The 22,241-nt window shown below is 59.6% G+C and carries 17 protein-coding genes; 6 read left to right on the forward strand and 11 right to left on the reverse strand.

The features are described 5' to 3' along the window. Positions 1–57: 57 nt before the first annotated feature. Together QRN31_RS15690 and QRN31_RS15695 are read right to left on the reverse strand one after the other, a co-directional pair. Positions 58–1,440 carry an OprD family porin gene (locus QRN31_RS15690; protein ID WP_285432970.1) on the reverse strand — a complete coding sequence of 461 codons (1,383 nt, stop codon included), beginning with the start codon at positions 1,438–1,440 and terminating at the stop codon, positions 58–60. Between the two features lie 356 nt (positions 1,441–1,796). Then, positions 1,797–3,137 (reverse strand): OprD family outer membrane porin, encoded by a 1,341-nt coding sequence (locus QRN31_RS15695; RefSeq protein WP_285432971.1) that lies wholly within the window; start codon positions 3,135–3,137, stop codon positions 1,797–1,799. 350 nt (positions 3,138–3,487) lie between these two features. Between QRN31_RS15695 and tauA the strand changes: the two genes are divergently transcribed. Then, positions 3,488–4,477 (forward strand): taurine ABC transporter substrate-binding protein, encoded by a 990-nt coding sequence (gene tauA, locus QRN31_RS15700; protein WP_285432972.1) that lies wholly within the window; start codon positions 3,488–3,490, stop codon positions 4,475–4,477. A gap of 121 nt (positions 4,478–4,598) precedes the next feature. Here the strand turns inward: tauA and argA are convergent, their stop codons facing one another. After that, positions 4,599–5,897: an amino-acid N-acetyltransferase gene (argA, locus tag QRN31_RS15705; protein ID WP_285432973.1), complete on the reverse strand. Its 1,299-nt coding sequence runs from the start codon at positions 5,895–5,897 to the stop codon at positions 4,599–4,601. A 178-nt stretch (positions 5,898–6,075) separates the two neighbouring features. Further along, complete coding sequence (argE, locus tag QRN31_RS15710; protein ID WP_285432975.1) at positions 6,076–7,245, reverse strand: acetylornithine deacetylase; 1,170 nt, start codon at positions 7,243–7,245, stop codon at positions 6,076–6,078. Between the two features lie 157 nt (positions 7,246–7,402). Here argE and QRN31_RS15715 point away from each other — a divergent pair, with 157 nt between their 5' ends. After that, positions 7,403–8,770 carry a CYTH domain-containing protein gene (locus QRN31_RS15715; RefSeq protein WP_285432976.1) on the forward strand — a complete coding sequence of 456 codons (1,368 nt, stop codon included), beginning with the start codon at positions 7,403–7,405 and terminating at the stop codon, positions 8,768–8,770. A 64-nt stretch (positions 8,771–8,834) separates the two neighbouring features. Here the strand turns inward: QRN31_RS15715 and QRN31_RS15720 are convergent, their stop codons facing one another. Beyond that, complete coding sequence (locus QRN31_RS15720) at positions 8,835–9,299, reverse strand: Lrp/AsnC family transcriptional regulator (protein ID WP_285432977.1); 465 nt, start codon at positions 9,297–9,299, stop codon at positions 8,835–8,837. Positions 9,300–9,425: 126 nt separating this feature from the next. On the opposite strand from QRN31_RS15720, the gene QRN31_RS15725 reads away from it, so the two are divergent. From QRN31_RS15725 to QRN31_RS15735, 3 genes are all read left to right on the forward strand, one after another. Next, entirely contained in the window at positions 9,426–9,764 is a 339-nt protein-coding gene (locus QRN31_RS15725; protein WP_285432978.1) for an ACT-like domain-containing protein, read from the forward strand. 90 nt (positions 9,765–9,854) lie between these two features. Then, positions 9,855–11,639, forward strand: coding sequence for a type IV pilus assembly ATPase TfpB (gene tfpB / locus QRN31_RS15730; protein ID WP_285432979.1), 1,785 nt, complete (start codon positions 9,855–9,857; stop codon positions 11,637–11,639). A gap of 70 nt (positions 11,640–11,709) precedes the next feature. Continuing rightward, positions 11,710–12,027 carry a DUF2388 domain-containing protein gene (locus tag QRN31_RS15735; protein ID WP_007951791.1) on the forward strand — a complete coding sequence of 106 codons (318 nt, stop codon included), beginning with the start codon at positions 11,710–11,712 and terminating at the stop codon, positions 12,025–12,027. A gap of 87 nt (positions 12,028–12,114) precedes the next feature. Here QRN31_RS15735 and gcvP read toward each other — a convergent pair whose 3' ends face one another. Beyond that, positions 12,115–14,988 (reverse strand): aminomethyl-transferring glycine dehydrogenase, encoded by a 2,874-nt coding sequence (gene gcvP, locus QRN31_RS15740; protein WP_285432981.1) that lies wholly within the window; start codon positions 14,986–14,988, stop codon positions 12,115–12,117. 153 nt (positions 14,989–15,141) lie between these two features. On the opposite strand from gcvP, the gene QRN31_RS15745 reads away from it, so the two are divergent. Next, complete coding sequence (locus tag QRN31_RS15745) at positions 15,142–16,284, forward strand: DegT/DnrJ/EryC1/StrS family aminotransferase (RefSeq protein ID WP_285432983.1); 1,143 nt, start codon at positions 15,142–15,144, stop codon at positions 16,282–16,284. 51 nt (positions 16,285–16,335) lie between these two features. On the opposite strand, the gene gcvH is transcribed toward QRN31_RS15745, so the two are convergent. From gcvH to QRN31_RS15770, 5 genes are all read right to left on the reverse strand, one after another. Continuing rightward, on the reverse strand, positions 16,336–16,719 hold the full coding sequence (gcvH, locus tag QRN31_RS15750) for a glycine cleavage system protein GcvH (RefSeq protein WP_285432984.1): 384 nt from the start codon (positions 16,717–16,719) through the stop codon (positions 16,336–16,338). A gap of 50 nt (positions 16,720–16,769) precedes the next feature. After that, a complete protein-coding gene (gcvT, locus tag QRN31_RS15755) occupies positions 16,770–17,852 on the reverse strand; it encodes a glycine cleavage system aminomethyltransferase GcvT (RefSeq protein WP_285432985.1) in 1,083 nt (360 codons plus the stop codon). Between the two features lie 155 nt (positions 17,853–18,007). Next, positions 18,008–19,624, reverse strand: a complete 1,617-nt coding sequence (locus tag QRN31_RS15760) for an ABC transporter permease (RefSeq protein WP_285432986.1) — start codon at positions 19,622–19,624, stop codon at positions 18,008–18,010. 155 nt (positions 19,625–19,779) lie between these two features. Further along, complete coding sequence (locus tag QRN31_RS15765; RefSeq protein ID WP_285432987.1) at positions 19,780–20,784, reverse strand: extracellular solute-binding protein; 1,005 nt, start codon at positions 20,782–20,784, stop codon at positions 19,780–19,782. 232 nt (positions 20,785–21,016) lie between these two features. Beyond that, positions 21,017–22,234, reverse strand: a complete 1,218-nt coding sequence (locus QRN31_RS15770; protein ID WP_285433004.1) for a 2-octaprenyl-3-methyl-6-methoxy-1,4-benzoquinol hydroxylase — start codon at positions 22,232–22,234, stop codon at positions 21,017–21,019. Between the last annotated feature and the right edge of the window lie 7 nt (positions 22,235–22,241).

Raw genomic sequence — 22,241 nt, forward strand, 5'->3', positions numbered from 1 at the left:
CACAAATTTTGCTGAATGACACACCGTTTTCGCGAGCAGGCTCGCTCCCACACGCTATTACAACAGCGGGATCGAGTAGCTGACGATCAGACGGTTTTCGTCCTGGTCGCGCTGGCCTGGGACATCGTTGCGCCACATGGCGTTTTTCCACGTCAGACCCAGGTTTTTCAGTGGACCTGCCTGGACTACGTACGCCAGGGTCAGGTCGCGTTCCCACTCGGAACGACCGGTTGCGTTGACGCTCGTCTGAGCAGCACCCACTTTACCGGTGGTGTCGATGCCGTCGCCACGCAGGTAAACGATGCCGGCAGTTGCGCCTGGCAGGCCAAGCTTGGCAAAGTCATACGAGTAGCGAGCTTGCCAGGTACGTTCGCCAGCGCGAGCGAACTTGGAAATCTGCGAGTCGGTAGTGATGTAAGCCGACGAGCCGTCACCCTGGTTCAGCCAAGGGAAATCGCTGTTACCGCTGCTGACCTGGTAACCGCCACCGAAGGTGTGACCGGCAACCGAGTACAGGAACAGGCCGCTGTACAGGTTGTTGTCGACTTTGCCTTTGGTGATGCCAGTACCGTAGTCACCCGTGGTGTAGTAGGCGGAGTCATGGCCGTTGGCGCCATCGTTACGGCTGTTGAAGTAACGGAAATCGGACTTCAGTACGCCCGGACCGATCGACCAATTGTGAAGCAGACCCAGGAAGTGCTGCTTGTAGAAGTCTTCCAGGTTGCCGTAGTAGTACTGGGCCGTCAGGTCTTTGGTGAGTTTGTAGTCGCCACCGCCGTAGATGAATTTGTTGCTGCGACGACCCGTAGAGGTAGGCGAGTTCGCACCGGCAATCGACAACGCTTCATTGTTGCTGGAGTTACGACCCTTGGCGTGCTCGATCTGACCACCAACCAGTGTCAGGTCCTTGATCTCGTTCGAGGTGATCTGGCCACCCTGAAAGGTTTGCGGCAGCAGGCGACCATCGTTGGTCACGATTACCGGCAGTTTTGGCTGCAGGGTGCCCAGCTTCAGCTCAGTCTGGGAGATCTTGGCTTTGGCAGTCAGGCCCAGGCTGGAGAAGTTATCAACCGCTTCACCGTTGGACTTGCTTGGGAAAACCGTGCCGCCGTAAGAAGTGGCAGTGGCGCCGTTGGTGCCGCCACCCGAATCCAGACGTACGCCCAGCAGGCCGATTGCGTCGATACCGAAGCCGACTGTGCCCTGGGTGTAGCCGGAGATGAAGCGCAGGTCGAAGCCCTGGCCCCATTCTTCGTTCTTGCTTTGAACGCCGTTGGCCTTGACCTTGGCGGTACCCGCGTCAGAGTCGCGGTTATCGGTGTTGATGTAGAAGTTGCGCAGCCCCAAAGTAGCCTTGCTGTCTTCGATGAAACCGGCGGCGCTTGCCTGCTGCGCCAAAACCCCTACGGCCACAGCCAGGGCCAAGGTGGACTTGTTCATTGTTTCGCTCCTATCGTTTCTAATTTTTTGGTCCTGGGTCGAATGCCCCGGATCCTGAAGTGCGCATTTAGCGCCAGACCGCACGTCCACCGGACTGCGTGTATCGAGTGTCGTGGTCTGTCCCACGTGGTTCGGGCCGGCATGTTAAACCTAAAAATATTTATTTCATTATTTTTCATGCCATTCAGGAATATAGACAGGCGCCGTGACACAGGCTATCGGCGCAACTGCCGCCCACTTTAGGCGCTTGCGCTAAAAGCCAAAAAGAATAAAAAATTACTAAGTAAGCACTTTTTGGAATATTGCAAGGCATAAAAAAACCTCGCCCGAAGGCGAGGTTCTTTTTGGGAGGGTGCTTACAGGAAGCTGTAGGTGTAGTTGAAGATCAAGCGAGTCTGGTCTTGATCAAGGGTGCTGGTGTTGCCACGGTAAGTACCGTGACGCAGCGTTGTACCAAACCCTTTAAGCAAGCCTGTTTGAATCACGTAGTCCACACGCGCGTCGGTCTCGTGCTCACTCAGGTCTTTACCAACACCGTTGGTAGCCTTGATGTCCTGGCCATTCAAGTAAGCAATCGAAGCTTTCAAGCCTGGGACGCCCAGTGAGGCGAAGTCATAGGAGTACTGACCGAACGTGGTGTTTTCACCGGCACGGATAAAGCTGCCAACCGTGGCATCAGTAAACGAGTAGAAGCTGGCGCCGCCGGCACCTTCTTGACGACCCTTGTCATCAACAAGACTGCCTTGGTTCAGGAAAACGAAGCCGCCGTCATCGTTGACACGTTGGTGCCCGAGCAGGAACGCGCTACCGCCCAGGGTGTACGTGAACATGGCGCTCCAGGTCTTGTTATCAACCTCGCCCGGGGTTTTCGCAAAACCGTTGTTGTTGTTGAAGCGGTAGCCGACGTCGCCATTCTTACCGTCAGAGCGGCTATCGAAATAGCGAATGTCGGTCTTGAAGGACTGGTTGGGAGCGATCGGGTAAACGTGCACCAGGCCGAGGAAGTTCTGCTTGTAGTAGTCTTCCAGGTTCGCATAGTAGTACTGCAGCAACAGGTCTTTGGTCACTTTCCAGTCAGCACCCGCGTAACGGAACTGATTGCTGTCCTGAGTACCGCCTGCTACCGCCAAGCCAGTTCTGTTGGAGGAGGCGCGACCCGACGCGTGCTCCAGTTGACCCAAGTTGAAGGTCACGTTGTCGATTTCCTTCGAGGTGATGGTGCCACCGTCAAAGGTCTGAGGCAGCAAACGGCTGTCGTTCGCTAGCAGAATCGGCAACTGGGGTGCCAGAGCGCCACCCAGGTGGGCTTCGGTCTTCGAGAAGCGCGCCTTGACGTTGCCATCCAAACGGCTCCACTCATCCGCCGAAGCATTGCCATCGCTAGGGAAGAAGGAGTTGGCGTTACCCACCGGGTGATGCCCTTTGCCGCCATCCAGATGAATACCAACGAGCGCCTGGGCGTCGATACCAAAACCAACAGTACCCGGGGTGAAACCGGACAGGTAATCGAACTTGAGCCCTTCAGCGGTTTCGCGCTGTCTGTTAGCAGCTGTGCTCGCACCTTCACGCATATCAGCGTCGTAATACATGGTGCGGGAGCTAACGGAAGCCTTGCTGTCTTCCAGGAAACCCGCGGCGCCTGCCTGCTGCGCCATAACCCCTACTGCCACGGCCAGGGCCAAGGTGGACTTGTTCATTGTTCAGCTCCTCTCGTTTCTAATTCTTGTGTTCCTGGCCCTGAGTCGAATGCCCGGGATCCTAAGGTGCGCGATTAGCGCCAGACCGTGACCCACAAGTCAATCGTAACCATGTGTGTCTACGACCATCGTCTAACCCCCATTAAATTCGCTCCTGCCGGGACGTCCGCCCAAAAAGAAATTACCCAATTTCTTTTCATACCCTTTAGGAATTTAGCTCAGCGATTTCCCCTTGAGCCGAGGCGAGGCACCGGCTCATAAGCTAATTCCTAAATGGTATTTGTTAGCCTTTTTTTAGATCGATTAGCTTTGATCAAACCCCACAATCAAACCCATCGAAAGGCAGCGCCATGACGACCAAACGCGCACTATCCAGCTTAATTGTTACAGTTTATGTATTGCTAGTGGTTTCTTTAAGCGCTCACGCAGAGAGCCTCACGGTGGGCTATCAAACCGGCATCGACCCCAGCAAAGTCGCCCAGGCGGACGGCGTTTACGAGCAAACCTTAGGCCAGAAAATCGACTGGCGCCGATTTAATAGCGGCCCGGAAGTGGTGACGGCGATTGCCTCCGGTGATGTACAGTTCGGCAACCTCGGTTCAAGCCCGCTGGCGGCAGCCGCTTCGCGCAATCTGCCGATTGTGGCGTTTATCGTTTCCGCCCAGATCAATGCCGCGGAAGCACTGGTGGTGCGCAACGGCAGCGGCATCGATAAACCGCAAGATCTGATCGGCAAGACCATCGCCACACCATTCGTTTCAACCTCTCACTACAGCTTGCTCGGCGCGCTGAAGCATTGGGGCCTGGATGCCTCCAAAGTCAAAGTGGTGAACCTGCAACCGGCGGAAATCGCAGCGGCGTGGAAGCGTGGCGACATTGATGGCGCGTTTGTCTGGTCGCCGGCGCTGGGGGAAATCCGCAAGACGGGCAAGACCTTGACCGACGCAGCACAGGTCGGCCAATGGGGTGCACCGACGTTCGAGGTGTGGGTGGCGCGCAAGGATTACGCGCAGAAGCATCCAGACGTTGTGGCCAAGTTCGCCAAGGTCACCCTGGACTCCTTCGCCGACTACGCCGCGCATAAAGACAGCTGGACGGCAGACTCGGTGCCCGTGCAGAAAATCGCCAAACTGACCGGTGCCAATGCCGCTGATGTGCCGGAGCTGCTGGCCGGTTCCGCGTTCCCGGATGCCAAGGCGCAACAGACCACCGCGTTACTGGACGGTGGTACGGCCAAGGCAATAGGTGAGACAGCGAAATTTTTGAAGGAGCAAGGGAAGGTCGAGACGGTGCTGCCCGATTATTCGGCGTATGTCAGCGCAAAGTTCGTCGCTGAATAACACTCGTTATGATCGTTCCCGTGCTCTGCGTGGGAATGCCTCAACGGACGCTCCGCGTTCGGTTGTTGGGACGCGGAGCGTCCCGGGCTGCATTCCCACGCGGAGCGTGGGAACGATCAGGTCACAGGGACTTTTCGAAGATCTTCGAATTACGCTGATAGTTGTACAGCGAAGCCCGCGCCGACGGCAGGCGCTCGACGCTGCTCGGCTCGAAACCACGCTCGCGGAACCAGTGAGCGGTGCGGGTCGTCAACACGAACAAGGTTTTCAACCCCTGTTCCCGGGCACGAGTTTCGATGCGCTCCAGCAGCTCATCACCGCGACCGCCATGGCGATACTCCGGGTTCACCGCCAAACAGGCCAACTCCCCGGCATCCGAATCGGCAATCTGATACAGCGCCGCACACGCGATGATCATGCCTTCACGCTCGACCACGCTGAACTGTTCGATCTCACGCTCCAGCACCTCGCGGGAACGACGCACCAGAATGCCCTGCTCTTCCAGCGGACTGATCAAGTCCAGCAAACCGCCGACGTCTTCAATCGCCGCTTCGCGAACAACCTCGAATTGCTCCTGAGCGACCAACGTACCTCCACCGTCACGGGTGAACAGCTCGGTCAGCAGCGCGCCGTCTTCGGCGTAACTGACGATATGGCTGCGCGCCACGCCGCCTCGGCAAGCCTCTGCCGCGGCATCCAGCAATTCAGCCTGATAGTTGCTGCCCAAGCGCTGCAAATGCGCTGGCACTTGTTGCGGGCGCAGTTCGCGAACCAGACGACCGTTTTCATCGATCAGCCCCAGGTCGGCACCGAACAGCAGCAATTTATCCGCCCCCAGATCGATGGCCGCGCGGGTGGCGACGTCTTCACACGCCAGGTTGAAGATCTCACCAGTCGGCGAGTAGCCCAACGGTGACAGCAGCACGATGGAGCGCTCGTCCAGCAAACGATTGATGCCCTTGCGGTCGACCCGACGCACTTCGCCGGTGTGATGATAATCGACGCCTTCAAGCACACCGATCGGCCGTGCGGTCACCAGATTGCCGCTGGCCACCCGCAGACGCGAGCCCTGCATTGGCGACGAGGCCATGTCCATCGACAGCCGCGCTTCGATGGCGATCCGCAGTTGGCCCACCGCATCGATTACGCACTCAAGCGTTGCAGCATCGGTGATGCGCATGCCGTGGTGGTAATGGGGGATCAGGCCGCGTGCGGCAAGACGGGTTTCGATTTGCGGGCGGGAACCGTGAACCAGTACCAGTCGCACACCCAGGCTGTGCAGCAACACCAGGTCGTGGACGATATTGCCAAAGTTGGGGTGCTCGACGCCGTCGCCGGGCAGCATGACGACGAAGGTGCAATCCCGGTGGGCATTGATGTACGGCGAAGCGTGGCGAAGCCAATTAACGTATTCGGGCATGAACCTGGGCCTGTAATAAATAGCAGCCAAAAAATGGGTGAAACTGGAATGCACAGCGGGCTGATGGTTATCGTCGGAACAGGCTTGGCGACACGCGCGCTCTCCTCATGAATACGGGTTGGGACACTGGCAATTTATACCGTTTACCCGGTCAGGCACAGAACCTGTGGGGTTGTGCTCAACTGACTGGCATCGGCGTTTTGGCCGGCATCAGGCAGTAATGTTCAATCAATGAACGTAATAGATGCACCGTAGGCTGCAAACGTGACATTTCGAGGTATTCCCCCGGTTGGTGTGCACAAGCAATATCACCCGGGCCCAGCACCAGCGTTTCACAACCAAGGCGCTGAAGATAAGGCGCTTCGGTGCCGAACGCCACTGCTTCGGCCTGATGGCCGGTGAGCTTCTCCGCGACCCGGACCAATTCGGCGTCCTCGGCTTGCTCGAATGGCGGCACTTCGGGGAACAGCGGCGCGTAGTCGATCTTCACCTGATGGCGTTCGGCAACCGGCTTGAGCCGCTGCAGAATTTCCGCCCGTAATGCTTTGGGGTCCATGCCCGGCAACGGCCGCAGATCGAACTCCAGCGAGCACTGGCCGCAAATACGGTTCGGATTGTCGCCGCCATGGATGCAGCCAAGATTCAGGGTCGGCGTCGGCACGCCGAACTGTGGATTGCGGAACTCGCGCTGCCACAACAGGCGCAGGCCACGCAGTTCGCCAATGGCATCGTGCATGGCCTCAAGGGCGCTGTGACCCAGGCGTGGGTCCGAGGAATGACCGCTCTGCCCGAGGATGTCGATGCGCTCCATCATGATGCCTTTGTGCATGCGGATCGGCTTGAGCCCGGTCGGCTCGCCAATCACCGCCGCGCGCCCCAACGGACGCCCGGCTTCGGCCAACGCGCGGGCACCGGACATGGAGCTTTCCTCATCGCACGTGGCGAGGATCAGCAGCGGCTGCTTGAACGGCTGGTCGAGCAGCGGGATGACGGCTTCAATGGCCAGGGCGAAAAAGCCCTTCATGTCGCAACTGCCCAATCCGACCCAGCGGCCATCGACTTCGGTGAGTTTCAGCGGATCGGTCTGCCACAGGGCGCCATCAAAGGGCACGGTGTCACTGTGGCCCGCCAGCACCAGGCCGCCGGGGCCGGAACCGAAACTGGCCAGCAAGTTGAATTTGCCGGGGCTGACCTGCTGGATGTCGCAGGCAAAACCCAGGTCGCCAAGCCACATCGCCAGCAAATCGATGACAGGACGGTTGGTCTGATCGAGGCTGGGCTGTGTACAGCTGACGGACGGTGCGGCGATCAGCGCAGCGAACTGATCTTTCATGGACGGCAAAGGCATCGCTGACTCCCACTCCCGAATTGAAGTCCATCATAGAACCATCTGGCGACAGGAATAAACCGTCGCGGCGCGGAGGATGATCGAGTCCTGTACACTGCACGACCTTGGCAGCCACACATTCCCCCCGGCTGCGCTCCCGATCCTGGATTTTCCGGCCATGCAGAAAGAAACTGAAATCAAACTCCGCGTCAGCCGCGAAACCCTCGCCGCCCTGCGCGAGCACCCGCTCCTGAAAAAACGCAACAAAAGTGGCTGGGAACGCCGTGAGTTGATGAACCAATACTTCGACACGCCTGAGCGCGACCTGGCCCGCGCCAAGGTTGCCCTGCGCCTGCGCAAGGATGGCGAAGAAGTGATTCAAACGCTCAAGACCCGCGGCCAAAGCGTCGCCGGTCTGTCCGAGCGTAACGAATACGACTGGAACCTGCCCAAAGCCAAGCTCGACGTGAAGAAACTCGACGGCGAATGCTGGCCGGTCGAGCTGGCCGAACTGGACAAGAAAACCCTGAAGCCGATTTTCACCACCGATTTCGTGCGCGAGCGCGCCGAAATCGCTTGGGGCCGTGGCAAGACCAAAGTGGTCATCGAAGCCGCGTTGGACCTGGGCCACGTGGTGGTGGGCAAGCAGAAAGAAGAAATCTGCGAGCTGGAACTGGAACTGCGCGAAGGCGAACCCGCCGCGTTGCTGGAACTGGCCGCCGAACTGGCCGCGACCCTGGCCCTGATGCCGTGTGACATCAGCAAGGCCGAGCGCGGTTATCGCTTGTACGACGCCAACAGCTACTCGCTGAGCCTGCCCGCGCCGCAGATCACCGCCGAAACCCCGCTGGACGACGCATTTGCTGCGTTGGCCTGGCACTTGCTGAGCAGCAGCCAGCGTCTGGCCGAACAGTATCGCTTCAATGGCCATTGGCGCCTGTTGCTGGACTGGGTCGAAAACCTGGCGGAATTGCGTGCACTGTTGAGTAGCCTGGGCCAAGCCGCGCCGCGTCAGTCGACTCACGATCTGCGCGTCGCGCTGGATGCCTTGCTCGAAGACTGGCGTCCACTGGTGCAAGCCGGTATCGACGACGAAGACGTGCGCAAAGCCGCGCCGGAGCAGTTCCTTGAAGAACTGGAAGACCCGCGCTGGGGCTTGTTCTCGCTGAACACGTCGCGCTGGTTACTGGCCCGTACCTGGGCAGCCGACCGTAACGTGCGTGGCAATCGCCAGGGCGCTGCGCAATTGGGCAGCTGGCTGCCGCGCCTGCTGGGTGAAGAAGCCACGTCCCTGCAATTGCAGCGTTATCAGCAGCAGCCCGAAGACCTGGCTGAACAATTGCCGCGCATCGAGCGCATCCAGGCCTGGCTGCATCACGCCCGCAACGTGCTGGACATCCCGGAAATGGATCGCCTGTACGGTGAGCTGAAACTGTTGGCACAACTGGCCAACGAGCCAATCACTGATGAATCGCTGGATGCGCGTAAGCAGCAGGCGATTGCGGTGTATCAGAATCGTGCGTGGAAGATGCTGCTGCGCATGTAATCCACGGCGCTGATCGTTCCCACGCTCTGCGTGGGAACGATCAAGCACAGTCACCCGCAAGGCTTCAGACCGGCAGACTCGTCGTCGACTTGATCTCCGACAACGCCACAATCGAGTTCACCTCCTGTATCCCCGGCACCATCGACAGCTTCTCGAAGAAGAAGCGCTCATACGCCTCGATGTCCGCCGTCACGATCCGCAGCAAGAAATCTACCGACCCCATCAGCACGTAACACTCCAGCACTTCGGGAAAACCGCGAATCGCTTCGGTGAACTCATTGAAGTTCGAACGCCCGTGCGCGTTGAGTTTGATCTCGGCGAAGATCTGCGTGTTAAGCCCGATCTTCTTGCGATCAAGCAGCGTCACCTGACCGCGAATGATGCCCTCCTCTTTCATGCGCTGAATCCGCCGCCAGCACGGCGACTGCGAGAGCCCCACCTGTTCGGCGATCTGCGCGCTGGAAAGTGAAGCGTCCTCCTGCAGCAACGCCAGAATCTTGCGGTCGTAGCCATCCAGCTCGCTGTGCATAACAAATCCTTTAAGTGACGCAGTATTGAATTAAACGATTCGATAAATCGCCAATAAAGCCAATCATAGATAAGAAATGCCCGGCGACGAATGTAAAAATTCCTCCAGAGAATTTGGAGACCGACCATGCCCCCTTTGGAAGCCGTCAACACCCTGCCCACCCGCGCCGATGTCTGGAACGTCAGCAACGCTCACTGCCGCGTCCACTACCAATTACTGGCCGAAGCCGAGCCGGACCTGCTGTGCAGAGCACTCAACTTTTTTGCATTGCAGTGCCTGACACCACAACAGGTCAATGTGCAGCGCACGGACGATCGGTTGGCGATCGATATCGTCATGGACGGCCTGAGCTGGCATCGAGCCCAAGTGATCGCGGAAAAACTGCGTAACTTGATCAGCGTGTTTTCGGTAGACCTGCAAACGGCTGATGCGGCCTGGAATGAACCCGCTCAAGCGGCTGGCTGACAAACCTCGACACGGCTTCGTCGAGTAGTGGCCCAGCGGTCGGTGGCTGCGCGACTATCCTTTGCGCACCGTTGTTCATGAGGAGCCCGCATGTCCGTTCAACTTGCCATTCAGGACCGCTGGCTGGATCTCAATGATTTGCTGCGCGAACTGGTCGCCCAAGGCTTTATCAGCCAGGACTCGGCCGAGCACGCGCTCAATGCCCGCCGTCGCCACGCCACCAGTGGCCAGATGCACCCACTGGAATTCATCGCCAGCCAGCACCTGGACGACCTCAGCCGCCCCGGTAAACACCTGGACCTGGAAAGCCTGACCCTGTGGCTGTCACAACAGGCCGGTCAGCCTTATCTGCGCATCGACCCGCTGAAGATCAACGTCGCGGCCATCACACCACTGATGTCCTATGCCTTCGCCCAGCGTCACAAGATTCTGGCGGTGTCCGTCGACCGCGACGCGGTGACCGTGGCCAGCGCCCAACCTTACGTCAACGGCTGGGAAGCCGACCTGACCCACGTGTTGAAGCTGCCGATCAAACGCGTAGTGGCCAACCCGGTGGACATCCAGCGCTTCAGCGTCGAGTTTTTCCGTTTGGCCAAATCGGTCAGCGGCGCGACCAGCACCGATCAAAAAACGAGCAACCTGGGCAATTTCGAACAACTGCTCAACCTCGGTGCCAGCGACCAGGAACCGGACGCCAACGACGCGCACATCGTCAACATCGTCGACTGGCTGTTCCAGTACGCGTTCCAGCAACGCGCCAGCGATATCCACATCGAACCCCGGCGAGAGCAAGGCACCGTGCGTTTTCGCATCGACGGCGTGCTGCACAACGTCTACCAATTCCCGCCACAGGTGACGATGGCAATCGTCAGTCGCCTGAAAAGCCTCGGGCGGATGAACGTCGCGGAAAAGCGCAAGCCTCAGGACGGTCGGGTGAAAACCAAGACGCCGGACGGTGGCGAAGTCGAGTTGCGGCTGTCGACATTGCCGACCGCGTTCGGCGAAAAAATGGTCATGCGGATCTTCGACCCGGAAGTGCTGCTCAAGGATTTCGATCAACTGGGGTTTTCCGCCGAAGACCTGCGCCGCTGGCAGGACATGACCCGCCAGCCCAACGGCATCATTCTGGTCACCGGACCGACCGGTTCAGGCAAGACCACCACGCTGTACACCACGCTCAAGAAGCTGGCGACACCGGAGGTCAACCTCTGCACCATCGAAGACCCGATCGAGATGGTCGAGCCCGCCTTCAATCAGATGCAGGTCCAGCACAACATCGACCTGACCTTCGCCGCCGGTGTGCGCGCGCTGATGCGACAGGACCCGGACATCATCATGATCGGCGAGATCCGCGACCTGGAAACCGCTGAAATGGCGATCCAGGCCGCGCTCACCGGTCACTTGGTGCTCTCGACGCTGCACACCAACGATGCGCCGAGCGCCATCAGCCGCCTGCTCGAACTCGGCGTGCCGCATTACCTGATCAAGGCCACGGTGCTCGGCGTCATGGCCCAGCGCCTGGTGCGAACCTTGTGCCCCGATTGCAAGGCCCCGCTGACCTTGGGCGAAGAAGACTGGCAAACCCTGACCAAACCCTGGCAAGCGCCACTGCCCACCAATGCCCAGCGCGCCATCGGCTGCCTGGAATGCCGCGACACCGGCTATCGCGGTCGCGCCGGGGTCTACGAAATCATGCAAATGACTGACGGCGTCAAGGCGCTGATCAATCCCGATACCGATTTGCTCGCAGTGCGGCGACAGGCGTTCAAGGAAGGCATGCGCAGTCTGCGATTGTCGGGGGCCCAGAAAGTGGCGGCCGGATTGACCACGGTCGAGGAGGTTCTACGGGTGACACCACAGAGCGAGCAGAAGTAGGCTGGGCGTCACGGAACTCGATTGAGGGAATGGCAATCAAATCCCGTAGTTAACCCAGTGGAGTACCCCTATGCGTCTCAAACTTGCTGTCGCTACCCTCGCCTTGTTGTCCCTTCCAGTCGGTTCGGCGATGGCCGATAGCTTTTGGCGTAACGTCATTTCGTCCGGTGCAACCACCGGCTCGACCTACCTGACTTTCAAGGATCACAAGCTGATCGTCGCAGCCCAGGACGATGCCGGCAGCTTTGTTGCCAGTGATGGCGGCATTCGCGGTCCTTATCTGGAAGCCGCGATGCAGAAAGTCCGCGCCGACAACCCGGGCCTTCAGGCCACGGACATGGAACTGGCGAACGCGATCCTGGCGAAGAACGCCGTGGCTTCGGAATAATCCGTTCAGCTGAATGAAAATGCCGCTCACATGAGCGGCATTTTTTTGCCCACCGCAAACCACAGGGGATGTGTGTTGGCCAGTAATTCAGCGGTAATCATCGACCGGGACACACGCACAAAACAAATTGCGATCCCCATAAACGTTATCCACCCGATTCACCGCCGGCCAATATTTGTGCGCCTTGGTGTGTGCATCCGGCGTCACCGCCTGCTCAATGCTGTAAGGCCGCTCCCACACCCCAGTGATATCGGCCAAGGTATGCGGCGCACGCTTGAGCGGGTTGTCTTCGGCTGACCAATTGCCATTCTGCACTTCGGTGATCTCGGCGCGGATACTCAGCATCGCGCCGATAAACCGGTCCAGCTCGGCCTTCGATTCACTCTCGGTCGGTTCGACCATCAAGGTCCCCGGCACCGGGAACGACATGGTCGGCGCATGGAAGCCGTAATCCATCAAACGTTTGGCGACGTCTTCTTCACTGATACCGGTTAGCGCCTTCAGTGGCCGCAAATCCAGAATGCACTCGTGAGCGACTCGCTCATTACGCCCGGTGTAGAGCACTGGAAACGCGCCGGACAAATGCTGCGCCAGGTAATTTGCGGAAAGGATCGCCACCTCGCTCGCATCCGCCAGTTGCGGCCCCATCATCGCGATGTACATCCAGCTGATCGGCAGAATGCTCGCACTGCCCCAAGGCGCAGCACTGACCGCGCCGTTCTGCGCCAGCGGTCCGTCGATGGGCACCACCGGGTGATTGGCGACAAACGGCGCCAAGTGCGCGCGCACCCCGATCGGGCCCATGCCTGGCCCGCCGCCGCCGTGGGGAATGCAGAAGGTTTTGTGCAGGTTCATGTGCGACACGTCGGCGCCAATGTCCGCCGGGCGCGCCAATCCGACCTGGGCATTGAGGTTGGCGCCATCCATGTACACCTGGCCGCCGTGACTGTGGATAACTTCACACATCTCGCTGATGCCTTCCTCGTACACGCCGTGGGTCGAAGGATAGGTGGCCATCAGGCAGGCAAGTTTGTCGCCCGCCTCCGCGGCTTTGCCTTTGAGGTCATCCAGATCGACGTTGCCCGCCTCATCGCACTCGACGATCACCACGCGCATCCCGGCCATTTGCGCCGAAGCCGGGTTGGTGCCGTGAGCCGACGACGGGATCAGGCAGATATCCCGCGCCCCCTGTTGATGACTCTCATGGTATTTGCGAATTGCCAGCAACCCGGCGTACTCACCTTGAGCGCCGGAGTTGGGCTGCATGCAGATCGCATCGAAACCGGTAATCGCGCACAGCCAACGCTCCAGTTCTTCGATCATCAGCGCATAACCCACCGCTTGCTCCCTCGGCGCAAACGGGTGCAGATTGGCAAATTTCGGCCAGGTGATGGGAATCATCTCGCTGGTGGCATTGAGTTTCATGGTGCAAGAACCGAGAGGAATCATCGACTGGTTCAACGCCAGGTCTTTGTTCTCCAGTTGTTTGAGATAGCGCAGCATCTCCGTTTCACTGTGATGGGTGCTGAACACTGGATGGCGCAGATAAGGCGACGTGCGCAGCAGCTCGACAGGAATGCCGCAATCAAGCGTTTCGGCGTCCAGTTCGTCGACGTTAAGTCCATGATCGGAACCGAGGAACACATCGAACAACTTGGCTACCGTGGTTTCGTCACACGTTTCGTCGAGGCTGAGCGCCAATTGCCCGCGCCCCAGAATCCGCAGGTTGATCTGTGCAGCCTGGGCGCTTTCGATGATAGCGGTCTGCGTGCCTCCAACCTCCAGGGTCAAGGTGTCAAAGAAGTGTTTGTTGAGCCGGGTGATGCCGTGGCGTTCAAGACCGGTCGCGAGGATGCAGGTCAGCCGGTGCACCCGCTGGGCGATCCGCTTCAAGCCCTCGGGGCCGTGATAAACCGCATAGAAACTGGCGATATTGGCCAGCAGCACTTGCGCGGTACAAATATTCGAATTGGCCTTCTCCCGGCGAATATGCTGCTCACGGGTTTGCAGGGCCATACGCAACGCGGTGTTGCCGCGAGCGTCCTTCGAGACGCCGATGATGCGCCCGGGAATGGCTCGTTTGTATTCATCGCGACTGGCGAAAAAGGCCGCGTGAGGACCGCCGTACCCCATGGGCACGCCGAAACGCTGAGATGAACCGAACACCACGTCGGCACCCAGTTCTCCCGGTGGCGTCAGCAACAGCAGGCTCAGCAAGTCTGTTGCGACGCACGCCAGGGCTTGCTGGGCATGCAGGTGATCGATCAATGGACGCAGGTCGCGAATTTCGCCGTGGGTGTCGGGATATTGCAGCAACGCGCCGAATACCTGGTGGGTTTTCAGATTATCCAGTGCATCGATGATCAACTCGAAGCCGAAGCCTTCGGCACGGGTCTGCACCACGGAAATAGTCTGCGGATGGCAGTTCTCGTCGACGAAGAACACATTGCTCTTAGACTTGGCGACACGTTTGGCCAAGGCCATGGCTTCCGCGGCGGCCGTGGCCTCATCGAGTAACGAAGCATTGGCCAGCTCGAGCCCCGTAAGGTCGATGGTCAATTGTTGGAAATTGAGCAGCGCCTCTAGCCGGCCTTGAGCGATTTCAGGTTGGTAAGGCGTATAGGCGGTGTACCAACCAGGGTTTTCCAGCACGTTGCGCGCAATGACGTTCGGCGTGAGCGTGCCGTGGTAACCCATGCCGATCAGGCTGGTCCAGACCTGGTTCTGTTCGGCGTAGCCACGCAGCTTGGCCAGCGCGGCTTCTTCGTCGAGGGCGGGCGGCAAATCGAGCATCCGGTTCAGACGGATTCCCGGCGGCACAGTTTGCTCGATCAGCTCCACTCGACTGCCCAGGCCGAGGCTATCGAGCATCGCCTGCTGTTCGGCGGCATCGGGCCCCAAGTGGCGGCGAAGAAAGGCATTGGGATCGCGTAACTGGCTCAAGGACGGCAACTGGGACATGACGGGCTCTCTCTTGACTGGCGCTCAACGTCGATGCAACACGATCAAAGCAGCATAGCAGTCGATAAACATGCGGAGGGCGTAGCGCGGTTGGCCAATTCGCATCATCATGTTCGGCGCATGCCTTACGTCCGCTGATCGGTGTCCATACTTATGAGCCAACTGCCTTTTCTGCCCTTCTCCAAACCCACCATTGATGAGACCACAATCGCTGCTGTCGGCGATGTCTTGCGTTCAGGCTGGATTACCAGCGGCCCCAAGGTTCAGGCCTTTGAAGCGCAACTCTCGGAATATTTCGGTGGGCGCCCTGTGCGCACCTTCAACTCTGGCACCTGCACCATGGAAATCGCCTTGCGCATCGCCGGGATCGGACCGGGCGATGAAGTAATCACCACACCGATCTCCTGGGTAGCCACCGCCAACGTGATTCTGGAGGTCGGCGCGACGCCAGTGTTTGCCGACATCGACCCGGTCACTCGCAACATCGACCTGGATCAGCTTGAAGCCGCCATTACCCCGCGCACCAAAGCCATCATCCCGGTGTTCCTCGCCGGGCTGCCGGTGGACATGACGCGCCTTTACGCACTGGCGAAAAAGCACGGTTTACGGATAGTGGAAGACGCGGCCCAGGCGCTGGGCTCGAGCTGGAATGGACAGCGTATCGGTGCAACCGGTGACTTCGTGTCCTTCAGTTTTCAGGCAAACAAAAACGTCACCTCTTCGGAGGGCGGTTGCCTGGTGCTGAACACTGCCGAAGAAACCCGACTGGCGGAAAAATACCGATTACAGGGTGTAACCCGCACCGGTTTCGATGGGCTGGACGTGGATGTGCTGGGCGGCAAATTCAACATGACCGATGTCGCGGCGGCTATTGGTCTGGGGCAATTTGCTCACATCGAAGCGATTACGGCTCATCGCCGTGAGCTGGCCAAGCACTATTTCGCCTGCTTTGGCGAGGACTTCGAAGCCCAATACGGCGCTCAACTGCCCCCGGCAGATTTCGAGAACAGCAATTGGCATTTATTCCAGCTGGTGCTGCCGGAGCGCAAGGACGGTCTCCCGGCGCGGGCCACGTTCATGGAGCAGATGCAGGCATTGGGTGTCGGTATTGGCTATCACTACCCGCCGATTCATCTGCTGAGCCTTTACCGCGAGCGCGGATTCAAGGAAGGCATGTTTCCGGTAGCAGAACGGGTTGGACGCCTGATTGTTTCATTGCCGATGTTTACGGCCATGAGCAAAGCGGACGTCGAACGATCGGTGGCAGCGGTGAAGACGGTTTTGCAAGCCGCCTGAAAAAAACCCAAAAAAAGCCTCGAGTGATCGAGGCTTTTGCTTGTCTGGGGCTTACTCGCCGATGGCGGCTTTGTAGCCTGCGGCATCGAGCAGCTTGTCCAGATCAGCCGCGTTGCTTGGCTTGAGCTTGAAGATCCAGGCGCCGTACGGGTCGGAGTTGAGCAATTCAGGCGAACCGCTCAGTTCTTCGTTGACCGCGATCACTTCACCGGCAATCGGTGAGTAGATGTCAGAGGCGGCTTTAACCGACTCCACCACACCGGCTTGATCTTCGGCAGCAAACACATTGCCGACTTCGGTCAGTTCAACGAACACCACGTCGCCCAAGGCTTCCTGAGCGTGATCGCTGATGCCCACGGTGACGGTGCCATCGGCTTCCAGACGGGCCCATTCGTGACTTTCGGCAAAACGCAGGTCGGCAGGGATATCGCTCATGTTCTGTATCCTCAAGAAAATTGTCAGCGGTCATTGCCCGCCAAAAAAGGTTAGATCAAGGTTTTGCCGTGGCGTACGAAGGTCGGTTTGACCACTCGGACCGGGTACCATTTGCCACGGATTTCCACTTCTGCGCGGTCGGCAGTTGCCATCGGCACGCGCGCCAGTGCAATCGACTTGCTAAGCGTAGGAGAGAAACTACCACTGGTGATCTCTCCTTCGCCAACATTGGCGATGCGGACCACTTGATGAGCGCGCAAAACACCACGCTCCTCAAGGACCAGACCGACCAGTTTGTGCTGAACGCCACCCGCCCGCTCGGCTTCCAGGGCAGTGCGACCGATGAACTGGCGCGTGGCCGGTTCCCAGGCAATGCTCCACGCCATGTTCGAGGCCAGTGGCGAAACGTCTTGATGAATGTCCTGGCCGTACAGGTTCATGCCGGCTTCCACGCGCAAGGTGTCGCGCGCGCCCAAGCCGATTGGCGAAATCCCGGCGCCCACCAGATCGTTGAAGAAACCCGGTGCCTGATTGGCCGGCAGAACGATTTCGAGCCCGTCTTCGCCGGTGTAGCCGGTACGCGCGATGAACCAGTCACCGTCAGCCAGCCCTTCAAAGGGTTTGAGCATCTGGATCAGGTTGCTGCGTGACTGAGTCACCAGTTCGGAGATTTTATGCCGGGCTTGGGGCCCCTGAATGGCCAGCATTGCCAATTCGGAGCGCTCGTTGAGCTGCACATCAAAACCGTCGAGATGAGCCTGCATCCAGGCGAGGTCCTGATTGCGGGTGGAGGCGTTGACCACCAACCGATAACCGTCCTCGAGCCGGTAGACGATCATGTCGTCGACAATACCGCCACGCTCATTGAGCATGGCGCTGTACAAGGCACGGCCGGGGCTGTGCAGGCGCGCGACATCATTGGCCAGCAAATGCTGGAGCCAGGCTTTGGCCTGGGCGCCGCTGACATCGATCACGGTCATGTGGGATACATCGAAAACCCCGCAATCGCGGCGCACCTGATGGTGTTCCTCGACCTGCGAGCCGTAATGCAAAGGCATATCCCAACCGCCAAAATCGACCATCTTCGCGCCGAGGGCGAGATGAAGGTCATACAGAGGCGTACGCTGTCCCATGGGTTTCTCCTTCCGGGCGTGGCGAAGGTGCGGGAAGGTGCTTGACCACTGAAAGCCTTTAAATACAAGGCTTGCAGCCGATCTCAGCTACCGGGCCCGAAGGACGGACCGCACCGAATGCCGCGCATTGTAGCCTCAAGGTGTAGGACTGGCACCTAGGCGTTTCGATGCGCCGAACGTCGAATCAATCCGATGACCGGTAGAAGCCCGACCAAAACCAGCGTCAAGGCCGGCAGCGAGGCCCTCGCCCACTCCCCTTCGCTGGTCATTTCAAATACCCGTACGGCCAGCGTGTCCCAGCCAAACGGGCGCATCAGCAGGGTTGCGGGCATTTCCTTGAGCACATCGACGAACACCAGCAGCCCAGCACTCAACGTGCCGGGCAGCAATAACGGCAGATACACTTTGAAAAACAGTCGTGGCCCACTGACCCCAAGACTACGTGCTGCTTCGGGCAAAGAAGGCCGTATTCGCGCCAGACTGCTTTCCAACGGCCCATAGGCCACGGCAATGAAACGCACCAGATAGGCCAGCAATAACGCCGACAGACTGCCCAGCAACAGCGGCTTGCCTGCTCCGCCGAGCCAACCCGACAGCGGAATCACCAGCTCCCGGTCCAGATAACTGAACGCCAGCATGATCGACACCGCCAGCACAGAACCCGGCAGCGCATAGCCGAGATTGGCCAGGCTGACCCCGATACGGATCGCCCGGGTCGGCGCCAGGCGCCGGGCAAACGCCAGCACCAGGGCAACGCTGACGGTGATCAACGCCGCCATGCCACCCAGGTACAGGGTGTGGACGATCAGTCCGGCGTAGCGCTCATCCAGATCGAAGCGCCCACGCTGCCAGAACCACACCACCAGTTGCAGCATCGGAATGACGAAGGCGCAGGCGAACACCAGACCGCACCAGCTCATGGCCGCCACGGCTTTAAAACCACGCAGGTGATACAGCGCCTTGACCCGCGGCCGTTCGTTACTCGCCCGATTGGCCCCGCGAGCCCTGCGTTCGCCATACAGCACCAGCATCACCACCAACAGCAACAGACTGGCCAGTTGTGCGGCGCTGGAGAGACTGAAGAATCCGTACCAGGTTTTGTAGATCGCGGTCGTAAACGTGTCGAAATTGAACACCGACACCGCACCAAAATCCGCGAGGGTTTCCATCAAGGCCAGCGCCACACCAGCGCCGATGGCCGGGCGCGCCATCGGCAAGGCGACTCGCCAGAAGGCCTGCCACGGGGATTGGCCCAAGACCCGCGCCGCTTCCATCAAGCCTTTGCCCTGGGCCAGGAACGCGCTGCGCGCCAGCAGGTAAACGTAAGGATAAAACACCAGCACCAAAACGATGATTACGCCGCCGGTGGAGCGCACTCGAGGCAACCGCAGGCCGATGCCGAACCATTCGCGCATCAGGGTTTGCACAGGGCCGGCGAAATCCAGCAGGCCAACAAAGACAAACGCCAGCACGTAGGCAGGAATGGCGAAGGGCAGCATCAGCGCCCAATCCAGCCAGCGCCGGCCGGGGAATTCGCAGAGACTGGTGAGCCAGGCGAGGCTGACGCCCAACAGTGTTACGCCGACACCGACGCCAAGCACCAGGGTCAGCGTGTTGCCCAGCAAGCGCGGCATCTGGGTGTCCCAGAGATGGGACCAGATTTGATGATCGATGGTTTGCCAGGAAAGAAACAGAACGCTCAGTGGCAGCAGGACGAGCGCGGCGATGGCGAAGACCAGGGGATACCAGCGGCGTTGGGCGGGGTGGGCCACAGGGGATCTCTAGAGAATGTTAAATGATTGTGCCCACGCTCTGCGTGGGCACATATCTTGTGACGCTCTGCGTCACGCTTCGACGCAGAGCGTCGAGGGACGCATTCCCACGCAGACGGTTCGACGCCTCGACGTGGGAACGATCAGCGCGGGTCTCAGTTCCAGCCGGCCCGATCCATCATGCGAATCGCTTCGGCCTGGCGCTTGCCGGCAATTTCCACTGGCAAGGTATCCGCGACAAACTTGCCCCAGCTCGCGACTTCCGCGGAGGGCTGAACCTCAGGATTGGCCGGGAATTCCTGGTTCACGTCAGCGAAGATCCGCTGCGCTTGCGGCGTGGTCATCCACTCCACCAAGGCTTTGGCGGCTTCTGGATGCGGTGCATGCTTGGTCAGGCCGATGCCTGACAGATTGACGTGCACACCCCGATCCCCCTGGTTTGGCCAGAACAGCTTCACCGCCAGATCAGGTTTCTGCTTGTGCAGACGACCGTAGTAGTAAGTGTTGACGATGCCGACGTCGCACTGGCCCGCATTGATGGCTTCCAGTACCGCGATGTCGTCGGAGAAGACGTCGGTAGACAGGTTGCTGACCCAGCCCTTGAGGATCTTCTCGGTTTTGTCGGCACCGTGCACTTCGATCATGGTGGCGGTCAGGGACTGGTTGTAGACCTTCTTCGCCGTGCGCAGGCACAGGCGTCCTTCCCAGTTCTTGTCGGCCAGACCTTCGTAGGTGGTGAGCTCGCCCGGCTTCACCCTATCGGTGGAGTAAGCGATGGTCCGCGCGCGCAGGCTCAGGCCGGTCCAGGCATGGGCGGACGAGCGGTATTGCAGCGGAATGTTGGCGTCGATCACCTTGGAGGTGAAAGGTTGCAGGATGCCCATCTGCTCGGCTTGCCAGAGGTTACCAGCATCGACGGTGAGCAACAGGTCGGCGGTGGCGTTCTCGCCCTCGGCCTTGATGCGCTGCATCAGCGGCGCTTCCTTGTCGGTGATGAACTTCACTTGCACACCGGTTTTCGCGGTGTAGGCATCGAAGACCGGTTTGATCAGCTCGTCGATACGCGAGGAGTAAACCACCACCTCGTCAGCGGCCTGAGCAGCGGTGCTGCCAATCAGGGTCAGGGCGAGTGCGGTCAGTAGACGCTTCGGTGCCAACATGGGAGCGATCTCACGATTGAAAAAATGAGGCCAAATGATAAGGACTCACATTTAGCTTCTCAATCAAACAGTTCGCGGAGGAGTTACCAGATGTTGCACCGCTCGAAATTGGCGGTGGAATGTTCCTGCCCTATCGCGAGCAGGCTCGCTCCCACAAGGGATCTTCGGTGTTCACAAAACCAATGTGGGAGCGAGCTTGCTCGCGATGGGGCCATCAGCCGCAATGAAGTGATCAGGCCTTGGCCAGCGCCGGCAGATCCCCGATCAACCCCAACGCCTCACGCACAAACAGCGCCTTGGCCTCGGGCATCTGATCGACCATCTTCAAGCCCGCGTTACGCAACCAGCGAACCGGCAACGGATCGGCCTGGAACAAGCGCTCGAAGCCTTCCATCGCCGCCATCAAGGCCAGGTTGTGCGGCATGCGCCGACGCTCATAGCGACTGAGCACTTTCACATCCGCCAACCGCTCGCCACGTTCCGCAGCCTGCAACAGCACTTCAGCCAGGACGGCGGCATCGAGGAAGCCCAGGTTGACGCCCTGCCCGGCCAGCGGGTGGATGGTATGGGCAGCGTCGCCGATCAAAGCCAGGCCCTCGGCCACGTATCGCTTGGCATGACGCTGGCGCAATGGCACGCACAGACGCGGATCGGCGCTTTGAACCGTGCCGAGCCGGCCTTCGAAGGCTCGCTCCAGCTCGCGGCAGAACGCCTCATCGTCCAGCGCCATCAAGCGCTCGGCTTCGCTCGGCGTGGTCGACCAGACGATCGAACACCAATCCTGTTGTCCGTCGCGGTCCAACGGCAGAAACGCCAGCGGACCGTTGTCGGTGAAACGCTGCCACGCGGTCATTTGATGCGGTCTGGAGCAGCGCACGCTGGTGACGATCGCGTGATGCAGATAGTCCCACTCGCGCGTTGCCACGCCGGTCAGGCGCCGCACGGCTGAGTTGGCGCCATCAGCCGCAATGACCAGCGGCGCACGCAACGTGCGGCCATCGGCCAGGGTCAGCAGCCAGTCATCGCCGGAACGGCGCATCTGCTCAAGGCGCGCATTGGCCAGCATCCCCAGGTCGCAGTCGTGCAAACGATCGAGCAAGGCGTCCTGAACCACGCGGTTCTCGACGATATGCCCGAGCACATCGGCATGCACGCTGGCAGCCGAGAAGTGGATTTGTCCGGTGCCGCTGCCATCCCACACATGCATGTCGGTGTACGGGCTGCTGCGCCGGTTGGCGATGCCGTCCCACACGCCGAGGCGTTCCAGAATCCGCTGGCTGGCAGCCGACAAGGCGCTCACCCGTGGCTCGAACGGTGCTTGCCCGTCGAAGGGTTTGACGCTCATCGGGCTGCCATCGAGCAGCAGGACTTCCAGCCCGCTGTCCTGCAACGCCAGCGCCAAGGCGCTGCCGACCATTCCGGCCCCGACAATCAGCAGATCTGCGCGCATTTCCATG

The organism is Pseudomonas sp. fls2-241-R2A-110 (genome assembly GCF_030209165.1).
In the GTDB taxonomy this organism is placed as follows: domain Bacteria; phylum Pseudomonadota; class Gammaproteobacteria; order Pseudomonadales; family Pseudomonadaceae; genus Aquipseudomonas.